Annotated in this window: 18 protein-coding genes; 10 read left to right on the forward strand and 8 right to left on the reverse strand. The window is 66.7% G+C overall.

The features are described 5' to 3' along the window. The 3 genes from CH275_RS29865 to CH275_RS06735 form a co-directional block, all read left to right on the forward strand. On the forward strand, window positions 1–911 hold a 911-nt coding region (locus tag CH275_RS29865), incomplete at its 5' end, for an HNH endonuclease signature motif containing protein (protein ID WP_256990891.1). 364 nt (window positions 912–1275) lie between these two features. Next, complete coding sequence (locus CH275_RS06730) at window positions 1276–1959, forward strand: response regulator transcription factor (RefSeq protein ID WP_094676463.1); 684 nt, start codon at window positions 1276–1278, stop codon at window positions 1957–1959. Further along, window positions 1956–3422, forward strand: a complete 1467-nt coding sequence (locus CH275_RS06735) for a sensor histidine kinase (protein WP_256990892.1) — start codon at window positions 1956–1958, stop codon at window positions 3420–3422. The genes CH275_RS06730 and CH275_RS06735 overlap by 4 nt, the downstream gene beginning before the upstream one ends. Here the strand turns inward: CH275_RS06735 and CH275_RS06740 are convergent, their stop codons facing one another. Then, window positions 3423–3908 carry a GNAT family N-acetyltransferase gene (locus tag CH275_RS06740; protein WP_094676465.1) on the reverse strand — a complete coding sequence of 162 codons (486 nt, stop codon included), beginning with the start codon at window positions 3906–3908 and terminating at the stop codon, window positions 3423–3425. It abuts the gene before it with no gap. A gap of 9 nt (window positions 3909–3917) precedes the next feature. Further along, window positions 3918–4658: a lysophospholipid acyltransferase family protein gene (locus CH275_RS06745; protein WP_094676467.1), complete on the reverse strand. Its 741-nt coding sequence runs from the start codon at window positions 4656–4658 to the stop codon at window positions 3918–3920. A 101-nt stretch (window positions 4659–4759) separates the two neighbouring features. On the opposite strand from CH275_RS06745, the gene CH275_RS06750 reads away from it, so the two are divergent. Continuing rightward, window positions 4760–5638 carry a hypothetical protein gene (locus CH275_RS06750; RefSeq protein WP_094676469.1) on the forward strand — a complete coding sequence of 293 codons (879 nt, stop codon included), beginning with the start codon at window positions 4760–4762 and terminating at the stop codon, window positions 5636–5638. Window positions 5639–5648: 10 nt separating this feature from the next. Here the strand turns inward: CH275_RS06750 and serS are convergent, their stop codons facing one another. Both serS and CH275_RS06760 read right to left on the reverse strand, forming a co-directional pair. Continuing rightward, window positions 5649–6902 (reverse strand): serine--tRNA ligase, encoded by a 1254-nt coding sequence (serS, locus tag CH275_RS06755; RefSeq protein WP_094676471.1) that lies wholly within the window; start codon window positions 6900–6902, stop codon window positions 5649–5651. Window positions 6903–6913: 11 nt separating this feature from the next. Further along, the gene (locus CH275_RS06760; RefSeq protein WP_094676473.1) at window positions 6914–7306 is read right to left on the reverse strand and encodes an ankyrin repeat domain-containing protein; all 393 of its coding nucleotides are present in this window, start codon (window positions 7304–7306) and stop codon (window positions 6914–6916) included. A 21-nt stretch (window positions 7307–7327) separates the two neighbouring features. On the opposite strand from CH275_RS06760, the gene CH275_RS06765 reads away from it, so the two are divergent. Both CH275_RS06765 and CH275_RS06770 read left to right on the forward strand, forming a co-directional pair. Continuing rightward, window positions 7328–8425 carry a septum formation family protein gene (locus tag CH275_RS06765; protein ID WP_373453684.1) on the forward strand — a complete coding sequence of 366 codons (1098 nt, stop codon included), beginning with the start codon at window positions 7328–7330 and terminating at the stop codon, window positions 8423–8425. Window positions 8426–8438: 13 nt separating this feature from the next. Further along, on the forward strand, window positions 8439–8771 hold the full coding sequence (locus CH275_RS06770; RefSeq protein WP_080734486.1) for a metallopeptidase family protein: 333 nt from the start codon (window positions 8439–8441) through the stop codon (window positions 8769–8771). 182 nt (window positions 8772–8953) lie between these two features. Here CH275_RS06770 and CH275_RS06775 read toward each other — a convergent pair whose 3' ends face one another. Both CH275_RS06775 and CH275_RS06780 read right to left on the reverse strand, forming a co-directional pair. Beyond that, window positions 8954–9769 (reverse strand): CbtA family protein, encoded by an 816-nt coding sequence (locus CH275_RS06775; RefSeq protein WP_094676475.1) that lies wholly within the window; start codon window positions 9767–9769, stop codon window positions 8954–8956. After that, window positions 9760–9954 (reverse strand): CbtB domain-containing protein, encoded by a 195-nt coding sequence (locus CH275_RS06780; protein ID WP_094676477.1) that lies wholly within the window; start codon window positions 9952–9954, stop codon window positions 9760–9762. The genes CH275_RS06775 and CH275_RS06780 overlap by 10 nt, the downstream gene beginning before the upstream one ends. Window positions 9955–10287: 333 nt before the next feature. Here CH275_RS06780 and CH275_RS06785 point away from each other — a divergent pair, with 333 nt between their 5' ends. From CH275_RS06785 to CH275_RS06800, 4 genes are all read left to right on the forward strand, one after another. Continuing rightward, window positions 10288–10854 carry a histidine phosphatase family protein gene (locus tag CH275_RS06785; protein WP_094676479.1) on the forward strand — a complete coding sequence of 189 codons (567 nt, stop codon included), beginning with the start codon at window positions 10288–10290 and terminating at the stop codon, window positions 10852–10854. A gap of 88 nt (window positions 10855–10942) precedes the next feature. Next, entirely contained in the window at window positions 10943–11254 is a 312-nt protein-coding gene (locus CH275_RS06790) for a PE family protein (protein ID WP_094676481.1), read from the forward strand. Window positions 11255–11315: 61 nt separating this feature from the next. Beyond that, window positions 11316–12506 carry a PPE family protein gene (locus CH275_RS06795; protein WP_256990893.1) on the forward strand — a complete coding sequence of 397 codons (1191 nt, stop codon included), beginning with the start codon at window positions 11316–11318 and terminating at the stop codon, window positions 12504–12506. Then, window positions 12503–13330 carry an ESX secretion-associated protein EspG gene (locus CH275_RS06800; protein ID WP_143546702.1) on the forward strand — a complete coding sequence of 276 codons (828 nt, stop codon included), beginning with the start codon at window positions 12503–12505 and terminating at the stop codon, window positions 13328–13330. Before CH275_RS06795 ends, CH275_RS06800 begins: the two co-directional genes overlap by 4 nt. Here the strand turns inward: CH275_RS06800 and CH275_RS06805 are convergent. Further along, the gene (locus CH275_RS06805; RefSeq protein WP_094676485.1) at window positions 13323–13988 is read right to left on the reverse strand and encodes a histidine phosphatase family protein; all 666 of its coding nucleotides are present in this window, start codon (window positions 13986–13988) and stop codon (window positions 13323–13325) included. The two genes, CH275_RS06800 and CH275_RS06805, sit on opposite strands and share 8 nt — an antisense overlap. Continuing rightward, window positions 13985–14917, reverse strand: coding sequence for a prephenate dehydratase (pheA, locus tag CH275_RS06810; protein ID WP_094676487.1), 933 nt, complete (start codon window positions 14915–14917; stop codon window positions 13985–13987). The genes CH275_RS06805 and pheA overlap by 4 nt, the downstream gene beginning before the upstream one ends. Window positions 14918–14919 lie beyond the last annotated feature (2 nt).

The following is a 14919-nucleotide window of genomic DNA, read 5'->3' on the forward strand; positions in this document are numbered from 1 at the left end:
TCCTCGACCAATACCTCGCCTCCAGTAACCGCCCCATCGAAGGCGGCGAACGCCCGCACCTGAACCTGCACATCGGCCTGCGCGATCTCACCGACCTCCAGGGCAGCGCCGACACCGACGACATCACCGACGACATCACCGACGACGAGAACACCCGCACTGCAGCCGAATCCGATGAACCACCTGCCGCTGAGCGTGGCGCGTATCGCGACTTGTTCGGCGACGGCACTTCGGTCGGGTGGCTGCCCTGGATGGGACCGCTCTCCCGCCATACTTCCCGCCAGTTGGCGTGTGATTGTGTCCTCACTGCCATCGTGATGGACGAGAACGGTAACCCGATCAACCTTGCCCGCACCGCACGCACCGTCACCGCCACACAACGCAAAGCCCTCACCGCCCGCGATCACGGCTGCGCCTTCCCCGGCTGCGGCAAACCCGCCGCCTGGACCGAAGGCCACCACATCTGGCACTGGGCAGACGACTCCAGCCCCGCACCGAGAACACGGTGCGGGGCCGGACGAGGTTGGACTCAGGAACCCGAGGTAGCCGCCGGCGGTGCGGGAGGGGTAGCGCCGTCAGCCGGAGCCGGCGGTGCAGGCGGAGTTGAGCCATCAGCGGGGGCCGGCGGTGCAGGCGGAGTCGCACCATCAGCCGGAGCCGGCGGTGCAGGCGGAGTCGCACCGTCTTCCGGTGCGCACACAGCACCACCCGGGCCACCTGCACCCGGTCCACCTGCGCCTGGACCACCTTTACCCGGACCACCAGCGGGAGGAGCGGGCGGAGTTGCCCCATCACCCGGGGCCGGCGGGGTTGCACCGTCTGCCGGTGCGGGAGCGGTCGACCCGTCGCCGGACTCCGGAGCTGCCGGGGCGTTGGGCGCATCGGACCCTCCACCGCCGTCGGTGCGCTGACCGAGGGTGGACGACGATGCAACGGTGGACACCTCTGGCGATGCGTCCGGCCCGGTGGCCGCGAAGACCGCCGATGCGACAAGGGCTCCCACTGCTAGTCCCGCTGCTGCCGTTGCTACCAGTGGCACACGTCCCTTCCACCGCTTCTGCTTGTTCTGCTGCGGTGCCACGGCCTCCACGTTCGATTCCGGTCCCGGGTTCGATGCGGCGGGGATCGGTTGGGTCTGATCGTTCACGTTCACTCCTTGTTCGGATCTGCTTCGTTCGTTTCGTTCTGTCACCGACACTGCCGCTGGTACCTGAAGTGATCCTGAAGCCGCGCGTATCTTCAGGATCACTTCAGCCGGTGGGTGACAATCGAGGCATGACATACAGTTCCGCTCCCCGAGTGATGGTGGTGGAGGACTCACTGCCCATCCGGGAAGCTCTGGTGGCGTCCTTCGAGGACGCCGGCTTCACCGTCGCGTCCTTGCCTGATGGAGTCGACTTCGAGACGACGATGGCAGGCTTCCGCCCCGATGTAGTGATTCTCGATGTCATGCTGCCCGGCTCACGGGACGGGTTCGCGCTCATCGACGTGGTGCGCCAGGGCAGTGACGCGGGGATCATCATGGTCACCGCCAAGGACCGGCTGGAAGACCGCCTGCGCGGACTGGGGGACGGCGCAGACGACTACGTGGTCAAACCATTTCAGCTCGACGAGGTGGTCGCGAGGGCGCGATCGGTGCTGCGCCGACGTGGCCGATCGTCCGATGCGATCCAGGTGGGTGATCTGCTGGTCGACGAATCCGCCGGAATCGTCACTCGCGCCGGTCATGTCCTCGACCTGACGGCCACCGAGCTTCGCCTGGCCACGTTCCTCGTCGCACAGCGCGGACGCACCGTCTCCAAAACGTCCATCCTCGAATCGGTTTGGGGGTACGGCGCGTACGACGGCAACCTGGTGGAAGTTCACATCAGTGCGTTGCGTCGCAAGATGGAGGCCCATGGGCCGCGGTTGATCCATACCGTCCGGGGCCTCGGTTATGCATTGCGGGCTCCACAGTGAACCGCACGCCGACCCCGTCGTTGCGTACGCGGGTGGTCGCCACCGTTGTCGTCTTGTTCGCGGTGCTACTACTTGTGGTCGGCGCATCCGTCGATGTCGTTCTGGGGCAGCAACTCCGGCGTGATCTGGATGCCCGGTTGACCGACCGGGCAGATCGCGCGGCCGAACTGGTCGACAGTGGCGTCGGGCCGGAGGACCTGGTGCAGGCGCTGCAGGGCGACGCCATCCGAGTTCGCGTCACCACCGCCGACGGCACGGTCTACGGTGCGCCCGGTGGGGAATTCCGCGACGGTCCTCCCACTCAGGCCGATCGGCCCGCAGCACCTACTCCGCCCGCTGGCCCATCGAACGCACCCACTCCCCCGGGTCCTCCCAACCCGCCTGCCCCGCCGTCGGATTCGTTGGAGATCACGAAGCCGCTACCCGACGGGTCGACGCTGTCACTGCTGGGCGACACCACGGCCATCGCCGATGTCAGGCAGCAGCTCCGAATTCTGATGGTGGTCGCCGGAGCCGTGACGCTCCTGTTGGCCGCGGCCGCTCTCACCTACGCAGTGCGGCGAGCACTGTCTCCCCTGGACTCCATGACGTCCGTCGCCAGACGAATTACCAACGGCGACAGAGGAAAACGATTGCTGCCGTCGAAGCCGAAGACAGACCTCGGCCGCACTGCCTCGGCTGTCGACGAGATGCTCGACGCTCTGGAGGACGCCGAGCGCAAGGAGGCTGCGGCCGCGCAGACGGCACGTCGAGCAGAGGAGGACATGCGCCGATTCCTCGCCGATGCCGCACACGAACTGCGTACGCCGGTTGCCGGGATCTCGGCGCTGGCGCAGTCGTTGCAGCGCGACGCCGAACAACGACCCGACCGAGTCGCACGCTGGAGCGAGTTGCTGGTCGGCGAATCCGCCAGGGCCTCGCGTCTGGTATCCGATATGCTCGATTCCGTTCGTGCAGAGAATACTTCGGACCTGGAGCCGACCGACGCGGACCTCGCCGACGTCGCCCGACGGACGGTGGAGAGAGCAGCTCTGCTCGCCCCTCAGATTCGGTTCGATATCGCTGCGGCGCAACCAGTTCCGGTTCGAGTAGACGTCGGGCGCATCGAACAGATCCTGTCGAACGTGCTCGACAACGCCAGTCGTTTCACGCCCAGTGGCGGCAGGATCACTGTCGCCGTGCATTCAGTGGGCAACGAGGCGGTCGTCACCGTCGACGACGAAGGGCCCGGCGTTCCAGAGGCCGACCGTGAGCGAGTCTTCGAGCGGCTCGTTCGACTCAACTCCGCGCGCGATCGCTCCTCCGGTGGCGTGGGGCTCGGACTCTCGATCGCGCGGACGCTCGCTCGCGCCCACAACGGTGAACTGGTCTGTGCCGCAGGACCTACGGGCGCACGATTCCGACTGACACTGCCTGGCCTTACCGGTCGTTCCGCGGGCTCCACTCCGGCGAATCACCGATAGCTACTCGACGATCAGGTCCATCAGCAGACTGTCGTGCCAGCCGGCGGGGCCCTTCTCGTACTTGCGCATGATCCCGACCGGCTCGAAACCCACTGCGCTGTAACACGCTATCGCTACCGCGTTGTCGGCAGCCGGATCGATCACCAGGCGGTGGTGCCCCAGATCGACTGTCAGGTAACGCACGAGCGTCCCCACTGCATCTTTTCCGATGCCGCGACCGTGCACCGCCGGATCGAGGAAGATGTCTATCGAGGCGTGCCGGTACATCGGATCCGTCTCTTCGCCGTACTGGATCAATCCTGCTGTTGCACGGTCCAATTCGATCACCAAGCGGTGCTCGTCCGGGTTGTCGAACGGCCAGTTCTCGTCGGCATCCTCGTCACCCCACCGCGCATGTACCTCCGGTGTGTGCAGTATTCGACGTAACTCCGGCACGTCCTCGGCGGTGACGGGCCGCAACACCACCCGTTCACCGCGGAGGTTCATCGCGGTGGTCTACTCGGCCCGCTTGGCGGCACGCGCCGCGAGGTCCTTGGCGTCGAGCTTGTCGGCTTCCTCGAGGGTCGGGGCGCTTCCGCCCAGTCGCGCCGGAACCCAGTAGGCCCCCGGCTCGTGGTGGTAGTTCTCCTGCAGTTCGAGCAGCATCGTCTGCATCACCGTGCGCAGCCTGTCGGTCAGCTCGTTCGGTGGACCGACCGGCGGCAACGGCTCACCCACGGCAATGGAGATCGGAGTATTGGTGCGGCCCAATCGCTTCGGGTAGCCCTTGGTCCACACGCGCTGCGCGCCCCAGATGACCGTCGGGATGATCGGCACGCCTGCCTCGATGGCCATGCGCGCTGCACCGGACTTGAATTCCTTGATCTCGAAGCTGCGGCTGATGGTCGCCTCGGGATATACACCCACGAGTTCGCCGTTGCGCAGGCTCTGAACCGCCGACTTGTACGACTCCGCGCCGGCACCACGATCGACGGGGATATGCCGCAGCGCACGCATGATCGGGCCGGAGATCTTGTTGTCGAAGACTTCCTTCTTGGCCATGAATCGGATGTAGCGCTTCACCCGCCGCGGAGGCAGCCCGGCGTAGGTGAAGTCCATGTACCCGGTGTGGTTGACCGCGATGACGGCACCACCGGTGGCAGGGATGTGTTCCTCGCCCTCGACCTCGAACTTCAGGCCCTCGAACGCGAACACTGCACGAGCGATGCCGATGACTGATCGGTAGACGGGTTCCACAGTCGGTTAGCGTAGTCGGTGGACGAGGCCGGAGAAAGGTGCGGCAGAGTGCGGTCGGGTCGTGCGCAGTTCGGTAGAAGATCTATGGGGGAGAGAAACACGTGAAGAACAGAGCGGCACCAGCGCGGCGCAGCCGAGTCGGCCGAACCGCGCTGCCGCTGATCGCCACGATCGCGCTGGTCGGTGCCTGCGATTCCGCGGTCGGGATCCCATCCGATCAGGCCGCCTCGCCGAGCAACACAGTCGAGTCCACAGCCGACCGATCGACCACCCAGGAATCGGCGTCGACCACGGCCACCACCCCGACACCCCCGCCCATCCCACCGGGGCCACCCGTCGGCGAGGTCCCTGGCAATCCGGACGCTGCAATGGCGCTGCGACCCTTCGTCAACGACCTCACCGGAGGCGGGATCGGCGTCGTCACCGCGCGATGCTGGACGGTTCCACCCACCGAGATTCCGTCGATGTACGTCGACACCGCCGCGATCCTGTCCGCCGTTGCTGCCCCCGGCGTCGACGGCCAGTACGCCGTCACGTGGACCGGGCCCATCGCCACGGTCAGCGTCAAGCGCAGCGAGATCGCGTCGGGCTACTCGTGTCCGACCGTCTACCCCACCGGCACCGCCCCCGTGTTCGACGCCGCAGACGCGGTCCATACCGTCGATCGCTATCTGGGACGCATCGCCGGCATTCCGGTCAACCGGGACGATGTCGAGGACAACTACCCGCTGGTCTGCGACGCCCGACAGACATGGGATGCCCTCGGAACCGGCGCTCCCACGGCTCCGCCGTTGGTGGAGACCCCCGAGATCTTGCCCAGCATCACCTCGTTCGATCCCGACAGCGTGTTCGTCACGGCTCAGAACGGCATCTACACGCAGGTCAACGCCGACATCATCGATGCCTCGGGGGCGTATCAGAACCGCACGTTCGTCCTGGCTGTCGGCGGCGAGGGCTACTGCATCGGCGATATCGCCTGAGCCTGCGCTACTACTTCAGGACGTCGGTCCCGACGAAGGGCACGAGGGCCTCGGGGACGCGGACGGTGCCGTCGGCTTGCTGGTGGTTCTCCAGGATCGCGACTATCCAGCGGGTGGTGGCGAGGGTGCCGTTGAGCGTCGCCGCGGTCTGCGGTTTGCCGTTCTCGTCGCGGTACCGAACGCCGAGGCGTCGGGCCTGGAACGTCGTGCAGTTCGAGGTCGAGGTCAGCTCGCGGTAGGCCTTCTGGGTGGGAACCCAGGCCTCGCAGTCGAATTTGCGGGCTGCCGAGGAGCCGAGGTCACCGCCCGCAGTGTCGATGACGCGGTAGGGCACCTCGACGGCGGCGAGCATTTCCTTCTCGTACTCCAGCAGCTTCTGGTGCTCGGCCGCCGCGTCCTCGGGCTTGATGTACGAGAACATCTCGATCTTGTCGAACTGATGGACTCGAATGATGCCGCGCGTGTCCTTGCCGTAGCTGCCCGCTTCGCGACGGAAGCACGACGACCAACCGGCGTAGCGCTTGGGCCCGTCGGCGAGGTCGATGATCTCGCCCGAGTGGTACCCCGCGAGAGCAACCTCGGAGGTTCCGACGAGATAGAGGTCGTCGGCTTCGAGGCGGTAGATCTCGTCGGCGTGGGCACCGAGGAAGCCGGTTCCCGACATGATCTCCGGGCGCACCAGCACCGGCGGGATCATCATCGTGAAGCCGTTCTTGACGGCCTTCTGCGCGGCCAGCTGCAGCAATCCCTGTTGGAGCAGCGCACCGTAGCCGGTCATGAAGTAGAACCGTGAGCCCGAGACCTTGGCACCGCGTTCCATGTCGATCAGGTTCAGCGACTCACCGAGCTCGAGGTGATCTTTCGGCTCGAAGTCGAACTCCGGGAGGTCGCCGACGGTCTCGAGCAGCACGAAGTCGTCTTCGCCGCCTGCGGGGGTGCCGTCCTGGACGATGTTGGAGATCGCACGGTGGGCCGTGTCGAGCGCCGCGTCGGCCTCGGCTTCTGCGGCTTGCGCGGCCTTGACCTTCGCAGCCAGTTCCGATGCCCCGGCGAGCAGCGCGGGACGGTCCTCGGCGGAGGCCTTGCCTACCTGCTTTCCCAGAGCCTTCTGCTCGGCGCGCAGCTGATCGCCCGCCAGCACCGCAGCGCGGCGGGAGGCGTCGGCGTCGAGAAGTGCGTCGACGAGAGCGGGGTCCTCGCCTCGGGTGCGCTGCGAGGCGCGGACGGCGTCGGGGTTTTCGCGCAGGAATTTCAGGTCGATCACGAGAGGAAACCTTACTTGCCGAGCAACCCCAGGTAGTCCTCGCGTCCGAACATCGTGGCGGCATCGATGGCCGACGGGTGACCGCCGTGCGGATCGGCTCCACCGTCGACGAGCACCCGCACCACGTCGTCCTCGCCCTTGAAAACCGCGCCTGCGAGAGGGGTCTGCCCCTTGTCGTTGGGCCTGTTCACATCGGCACCGCGATCGACCAGCGCGCGCACCGCATCGGCATGCCCGTGATACGCGGCCAGCATGACCAGCGTGTCGCCCGATTCGTTGTGCAGATTCACCGGAACACCTGCGTCGAGGTAGCTCTCCAACGAGGCCGCATCACCGGTCCGCGCCATCGCGAACAGTCGGCCTGCCAGCTCGCTGAGGTCGTCGTCACCTGTCGGGTCGTTCATGAACACCGAACATACTCGGGCATGATGGAGGTGATGTCCGGATACGAACCAGAGCCCCCGACGAGCGAGAGAACTCGACGAACACTGTCTGCAACCACCGCTCGACGTGGCCTAGCCATGGTTGCGGTCGGCGCAGTGCTGGCTGCGGGCGCAACGGTGTTTCTCTCCGGAGGATTCTCGACGCCGGAGAAGATCACCACTCATTCGGCGACCAGTGGCCCCGTGACGGACGGTCCGGTGTCGGCGAAGTCGTTCGGTGCGGCCGATCCGGGCGCGTGCCTGCAATGGACGCCCACCGACGACCCGGAGACGGACCGCCAGGATCTCACCGAAGTGTCGTGCGCCGATCCCCACCGCTTCGAGGTGGCTCGCGACATCGACATGAGCGTCTACCCCGGCGTCGAATTCGGTCCCGGCTCGCAGTACCCCGGCTCGATCCGGTTCAGCGAGCTACGCGACGAGCACTGCACAGCTGCCGTCGACGACTACGTCGGCGCGAAATTCGATCCGAACGGACGCTTCGGCGTCGGACTCATGTTCCCCAGTCAGGCCGGCTGGGCCAAGGGCGAGCGGACCCTGCGGTGCGGGGTGCAGATGCCGTCGAACACCGGCTCACTCCAGGAGATGACCGGTTCGATCCTCGACCAGGACCAGTCCAAGGTCTGGCCGACGGGCACCTGCATCGGCATCAATCAGAACGTGCCCGCCGATCCGGTGGATTGCTCGGCACCGCACGCGTTCGAGGTGGCCTCGGTGATCAACCTGACGCAGCAGTTCCCCGGCGGCCACCCGTCGGAGGGAGATCAGGACGCATACCTGGAAGGCACGTGCACCGACGCCGTCAACGGCTATCTCGGCTCGGACACCGCACTGCGCGACAAGACGCTGACCCTGTTCTGGGACACCATCGATGTCGCGAGCTGGCTCGCCGGTAGCCGGCAGGTGACGTGCTCGGTGGGCAAGGAACTCGATTCCGGCGGGTTCGCGACCATCGTCGGTACCGCCAAGGGCGACATTCTCATCAACGGTGCAGCGCCTGTTCCGCCGCCGTCGGCTCCCGACGGTCGCGCTCTGCCGACGCCGCTGCCCGGTGCTGCTCCGATCACCACCGGAGGCTGACATCCCCACCCAGATGACCCGCGTCGACTTCGAGGAAGCCGTGTCCGACGCGCTCGACACCCTGCCGCGCGAACTCACCGACTTCATGAACAACGTGGTCGTTCTCGTCGAGGAGGAACACCCAACCGAGGACATCCTCGGGTTGTACGAGGGCATCGCGCTCACCGAACGCTACGAGTACAGCGGCCACCTACCGGACGTCATCACCATCTACCGCAAACCGATCCTCGAGATGGTCGACGACGAAACCGAGGCACGACGCGAAATCGCCATCACCGTGGCCCACGAAATCGGACATCACTTCGGCATCGACGACGAGCGACTGCACCAACTCGGATTCGGCTGAGCTCACTCGCTCATCGCCCGCTCCTCTCGACCACACACCCCCGAACGCGTGAATGGACCATCGCATACGTCTGAGCGATGCAATGGTCCATCCACCCGGGCCGACCCGGGCCGGCCACACTGCGTCAATGGCACTTTGCATACGTCTCGGCGGTGCAGTGGTCCATTGACGCGGACGCCGGGCTACGCCGCGACGGGCTCCTGGCGAACAGGTCGCACCGCGCGATCGGTGAGGAACGCGAATCCCAATCCCAGGGCCAGCCACAGCGTTGCCTGGGTGGCAAGTGACGACAGTCGGAATTCCCACAGCAGGGTTGCCGGGAAGTCCGAGCCCACCTCGTTCACACCGGGCAGCAGCGCGTAGCCGATGCCGATGATCACCAGGAACGCCACGATCGATGCGCCGACGCGGGCTGCCACCGAATGCTGCGACGCCACGATCTTCGCCACGTAAATTCCGGCTCCGACGGCCAGCAGACCCAGAATCACCGACGCCAACCACAGCCACGTGCGCTGGGTGATGGTCTCCGGATCTCCGACGGCAGGCGGATTGGCCGGGTACTTGAAGAACGGCACCGCTTCGATGGCCAACCACCCGGCACCGGCCCCGACGAGCGCGAGGATCGAGCCCGACAGGGAGCTGAAGCGTCGGGCATAGTGCAGTGCCGATGCGAAGATCGCGCCGAGTGCCAGGCCTGCGAGTCCGGTGGCGAGGAACAGTCCGACGCGTTGTCCGTCGCGACTGACGAGCGCCTCTTCGCCGTGCGAGTGCGCGGCAGGCGCGGCCTCGGTGTGATCGCTGCCGGAGTGCTGAGCTTCCTCGCCGGCACCGGCTGCCTCTTCGATGGCGATGGCCGAATCGACGTGCGGCTCACCGACGACGAAGGCAACGGCTCCGGCGAGCAGGCCGGCGACGAGTCCGGCGAGCAGACCTCGCACCAGCAGTTGAACGAATGTGCCCTGAAGCGTCGGGCGATGTGTGGTGTCGGTCAGTGGCATGGCAGACCCAGCAGGTGGCGGCCGTCGTGCATCAGTTCGTGCATGTACATGCCACTGCGGGAGATCGCGCCCTGATCGAAACCGACGAGATAGAGCACGACGAGAGCGAGCAGGATCGTTGCGGCGACGATGACGGCAAGGGCAGCCGACTCCGTCGTATTACTGGGTGCGTGAATGATTGCCATGGTGTCCTCCTGGGATATGCGTCCCGTAGTCCCTTCCGAAAAGAAGAGACGGCCATGCGATGTACGAGTTTTCTGGCTCTCGACTTCGGACATGTGCCCGACGTCGATCACAGTGGCGCAACCGTTCCGGATTCTCACCGGATTACCTGCATACATCGCGTCCAACCTGCGAACTGTGGCACCGAACGCGACGCTGTGTCAATCGCTGTCCTGACCTCCCGCAGCTCGGTGCCACAGTGACACGGGTGTCTGCGCCACAGCGACACGGTGTCTGCGCCACAATCACACGGTGTCTGCGCCACAATCACACGGTGTCTGCGCCACAATGACACGGTGTCTGCGCCCGTGATCCGACTGATGCTGGTGAGCCACGCCAGAACCGCCGCGATGCGCACCGGCCGGTTTCCCGGCGACGAACCACTCGACGACGCGGGGCATCGCGATCTCGCCGCGGTCACCGATCTTCCGCGCGTCGACTGCATCCTGTCCGGCCCGGAAATCCGGTCGATCTCCACGGCGAGCATCTTCGGATCGGACATCTCGGTCGAGCCCGCGTTGGCCGACATCGACTACGGCCGGTGGTCCGGTCTCGAGATGACCGATCTGCCCGATGCCGACGCGATGGCCTGGCTGAGCGATCCGGCGTTCGTTCCGCCGGGCGGCGAGTCTCTGGACTCGCTGTTCTCGCGCGTGGAGACGTGGCTGAGTACGGTCGGTTCGATGCCCGGGCGCACGCTGGCGGTGACTTCACCCGCTGTCGTGCGGGCCGTGGTGGTGCTGTTGTTGGGAGCTCCGATTCGCTCGTTCTGGCGGGTCGACGTTTCCCCACTCACGCGCACATCGGTCAGCCGCCGAGGCGGCGCGTGGACGATCGGTTCGGTGGCCGAGAAGTCGATCTGAACTTTTCTCGCGTCGAGGGGAACCGAACCGCGGACGGCGGCGTCCTACCTACCGACAGCGGAAGTTCTTCGATCCAGGAGCGTGCCTCATGACCGTCATCAAGGTGGATCCGGCGGCGCTGCAGCTCGCTGCCTCGGAACTGGATGCGGTCGCCGCTCGCTTGCAGGCAGCTGTCACTGCGACAGCAATCCCGGTGCGGCCACTACCGCCGGGCACCGACGAGGTCTCACTGCTCACCGAACGATTCTTCGGCACGGCCGCCGATACCTTCGGACCCGCTGCAACACAGGGTATTTCGGAGTTGCACCGGGCAGCCGAGGAGTTGCGGAAGCAGGCCGCCGACTACGTGGCCACCGACGACGACACGGCCGGTGGCCTGCCCGGCCTGCCTGGCATCTGACGCACCGAACTCGACCGCACCACAAGAAAATTCAGGGCTCGAACATCATGGGGGCTAGAGGATGACGCTCGGAGTGACAGGTGTGGTGTGGCTGCCACGCACGGCAACGGGAAATTCGACGCGATTGCTCGGGCCGGGCCCGGTGCCGTTGCACGTCGCCGGCGGCGCGTGGGGTTCGGTTGCCGCGGCGTTCACCGAGGCGTCGGCGAGCATCGCCGCCATCACCGCCGCGCTGACCGCCGGCTGGGAGGGCGAGTCGGCGCTACTCGCTCAGGCTGCGCTCGGCCGGTTCGCGACCTGGACCGCGGCCACCGCAGTCAAGGCGGCGGCGCTCTCGGTCGAAGCCCCGGCTGCCGGCACCTCGTACGGAGTCGCGCTGGCGACCATGCCCTCGCTCGTCGAGATCGGAGCCGTGCAGGCCGCCAAGGTCACCGCCGCCTCGACGGGTGGCGTGCTGAACGGCAGCTACGAGGCAGCCGAGGTGGCCGACCGATTGCTCGATATCCGCGCCGCCATGGTGATGGAGGGTTTCGAACTGGTCTCCTCGCACCGCATCGTCAAGACCACGTTCGATCATCCGCCCGCTATCGTCTCCGATTCCGGCAGCGGCCTCGGCAAATTCGCCAACGGCGCACTGATGACATCCCCGGTACAGGCCGCGATGGGCGGCTTGATGGCCGCGACCCAGAACCCCGGTGTGGCCGCGGCCGCAGGCCAGATCGGCAGCGCTGCCACGTCCATCGCCGGCACCGGCGTGTCCACCGTGGCCACTGCCGCATCGAACCTCGGGTCGACGGCGCTGTCCGGAACCGGCGGACACGGCTTCGCGCCCGGTGGTTCGACATCTCCTGCCGTCGGTCCGGCGTCCACCCGTCCGGTGTCGTTCGGGTCGGGTGCGGGGGCGAGCGGCGGGCTCGGCGGTCTCAGCGGTGTCGGCATGCCGGGTTCGGCATTGGGTTCTGCGGGCGGGTCGACGCTGGCCGGCACAGGCCAGAGCAGTCCCACCACCGCATTCGGCGCATCCGCCGGGACCGATGGTGGACTCGCTCAGCGTGGAACGGGCGCGGCGGGCGCTCCCGCCTCGGGCACGCGAGGGCAGGACGAGGACGACGAACACGAGACCCCCGACTACCTCAAGCAGTTCGAGCACTTCGCGGACGGTCGCACCGTCGCACCGTCCGTCATCGGCGCTGATCCTGTGTTGCCCGACACCACCCTTCCTGCGTCCGCTACCAACAGGAACGGCCGTTGATCGACTTGGGAACCGTGCCGGTGGGCCACACACTTCCGAACGCCACCCTCGGTGTCGACGAGATGGACTTCCTGGTCGACGAGCTGGCGATATCCGAACTGCCTGTGGTCCTCCACGTGTTCCCGCGCTTCGACGACGCCACTGCCCACGATGGTGCCCTCGGACGTGGCCGCAGTGCACTGGGCACCGCCGGTCTGCTGATCAGCGGGCGTGTCCACGAGGATCTTCAGCAGTGGCTGCGGGTCCTCGAACAACCGCACTGGTACGTCTCGGCCCGCGTGTTCGAGGTCGACAACGACGTGCCCGGTCCTACCACCAGGATCTGCGTCGCGTCCGACGACCGGATCACGGTGTCGGCAGTGCGGCGAGACGACGTCATCACCATTCGGGTGGTCCACGGCGACCCGGCCCGAGACCTGGTTTCGACGATCGGCCCGGCCGCGCCGTTCCACCCGGGCGGCGTCAACGCACCCACCGACCTGCTGGCCGAAGCCCTCGATGCGGCACCGAGCGATGTCGGAGCAACCGCGGCTCGCCTACGCCGTATCGGAACACCGGCCGACCGCGCCGAGGCCCTCGCGTCGGCGATGGCCACCTGCGCAGGCAGAACCGAAATCACGGCCGTGGCGCGCAGACACGGCACGCGGCACGTGGCCGGACGGCCCGTCGGCCTGTTCGACACCCGAGCCGGACGCATCGTTGCCACCTCGACCCTCGCGGCCGACGGCACGTCCTGGACCTCGATGACCGGCGCAACCGACCGTAAGGTGACGGCGGCCCTGACCGAACTGATCGCGTCGGCGCAGGGCCTGCTCGCTAGCTGATCGGATTGTCGGCCTTTTCGCTGCCCTTGCCCTCGAACGGCGGCAGGAATGTGCCCCACCTCGCGCAGGCCCAACCCCCGTCGGGCAGCGGAAGCAACTCGACGGTGTGGGTGTTGTCGAGGTGGTTGTCGGCCGCGAACGTACCGTCGACGCTGGCCAGTACTGCCGACACCAATCTGATTGCAGCACCGTGGCTCACGACGACGACGTCGCCCGCTGTGTCATCGCCCAGGTATTGCGCACGGAGAGCGTCGAGCACCGGGACGTAGCGCTCCAGGACCGAGTGTCCGCTGTCGCCTCCGGGCACGGTCGCCGCCAGATCTCCGGCGTGCCAGCGACTGAATATCTCGGTGAACTCGCGGTGCGCATCCGGATCGTCGCGGTCCTCCAGATCTCCCGCGAACGTCTCCTGAATTCCCTCGGCCACCACCAGGGGAACACCGGTTGCGCGCTCGATGTAACCGGCAGTCTGCTTGGCGCGCAACGCAACCGAGGACACCAGGACTGCGGGCGGGTGTCCCACCCAGGTCTGCGCATACGCCTCGGCCTGCTGGTGGCCCAGTTCGGTCAGCTCGGCACCGGGTGGCGCAGTATCGAGCACCTTCGCGACGTTGGCTGTCGTCTGGCCGTGTCGCACGAGGATCAACTTGCCCATCACAGATTACCGCGTCCGGTGCGAATATCGCTGAGCCACTGCACGTGTTCGTCGATCGGCGGCGGCACCGATCCGCCCGTTCCTGTCGCGATGGGCCACGACCCGAGGAAGCGGAGTGGCATCTTGCGATGAAATGCCGTCATCGCCTCGGCCACCAGCGGGTCGTCGATGTGGCCCGCGCAATCGATGAAGAATCTGTAGGTACCGAATTGTGAACGGGTAGGCCGCGATTCGATGAAGGTCAGGTCGATGTTGCGAATCCCGAACTCGGCCAACGCCGCAGGCAGGGTACCGGGATCGTTCGGCGGTTCGAGCACCACAGCAGTGCGGTCCGCACCGGTGCGAGGGGCCACCGCCCGCGGCGGCGTCACCAGCACGAAACGGGTCCGGGCACCGTCCACGTCGATGATGCCGTCGGCCAACGTCGGCAGAGACAGTCGCTCACCGGCCAACCGGGTCGATACCGCCGCGTCCACAATTCCGGCGGCAACATCCTCTGCCGCACCGGCATTCGACGACGCCGACTGCACCGCCGCGCCGGGCATGGCGGCCTGCAACCACTGTCGCACCTGATTGAGAGCGATGGGGTAAGCGCTGATCGTGCGGGCCGAGTCGAGGGTGACACCGGGACCACCGAGGATGGTGAACGCAACCTCGATCTCCGTCTCGGCAACGATCTGCAACCGGCGACCCTCGGACAACGCGTCGAGAGTCGGTGGAACCGCCCCCTCGATGGAGCTCTCGATGGGGACCACAGCGGCATCGGCAGCGCCCGAGCGCACGGCCTCGAGCGCGGCGGGCGGGCTCGAAGCCGACACCCTCTCCACGGCACCGTCGAGCCCGACGGCGGCGATGGTTCCGAGCTTTTCGAACTGCGCCAGCGCCATCTCGGTGAACGTTCCCGATGGGCCGAAATAAGCGATGCGAGGCACGC

The organism is Rhodococcus sp. 06-235-1A, from assembly GCF_002258785.1.
Classification (GTDB): domain Bacteria; phylum Actinomycetota; class Actinomycetes; order Mycobacteriales; family Mycobacteriaceae; genus Rhodococcoides.

Coding starts and splice junctions, on each gene's coding strand:
- CH275_RS06765 (WP_373453684.1), top strand. CDS start 7,328: ATGATGGAGGTGATGTCCGGATACGAACCAGAGCCCCCGACGAGCGAG.
- CH275_RS06760 (WP_094676473.1), bottom strand. CDS start 7,306: ATGAACGACCCGACAGGTGACGACGACCTCAGCGAGCTGGCAGGCCGA.
- CH275_RS06740 (WP_094676465.1), bottom strand. CDS start 3,908: ATGAACCTCCGCGGTGAACGGGTGGTGTTGCGGCCCGTCACCGCCGAG.
- CH275_RS06775 (WP_094676475.1), bottom strand. CDS start 9,769: ATGCCACTGACCGACACCACACATCGCCCGACGCTTCAGGGCACATTC.
- CH275_RS06780 (WP_094676477.1), bottom strand. CDS start 9,954: ATGGCAATCATTCACGCACCCAGTAATACGACGGAGTCGGCTGCCCTT.
- CH275_RS06770 (WP_080734486.1), top strand. CDS start 8,439: ATGACCCGCGTCGACTTCGAGGAAGCCGTGTCCGACGCGCTCGACACC.
- CH275_RS06790 (WP_094676481.1), top strand. CDS start 10,943: ATGACCGTCATCAAGGTGGATCCGGCGGCGCTGCAGCTCGCTGCCTCG.
- CH275_RS06795 (WP_256990893.1), top strand. CDS start 11,316: ATGACGCTCGGAGTGACAGGTGTGGTGTGGCTGCCACGCACGGCAACG.
- CH275_RS06730 (WP_094676463.1), top strand. CDS start 1,276: ATGACATACAGTTCCGCTCCCCGAGTGATGGTGGTGGAGGACTCACTG.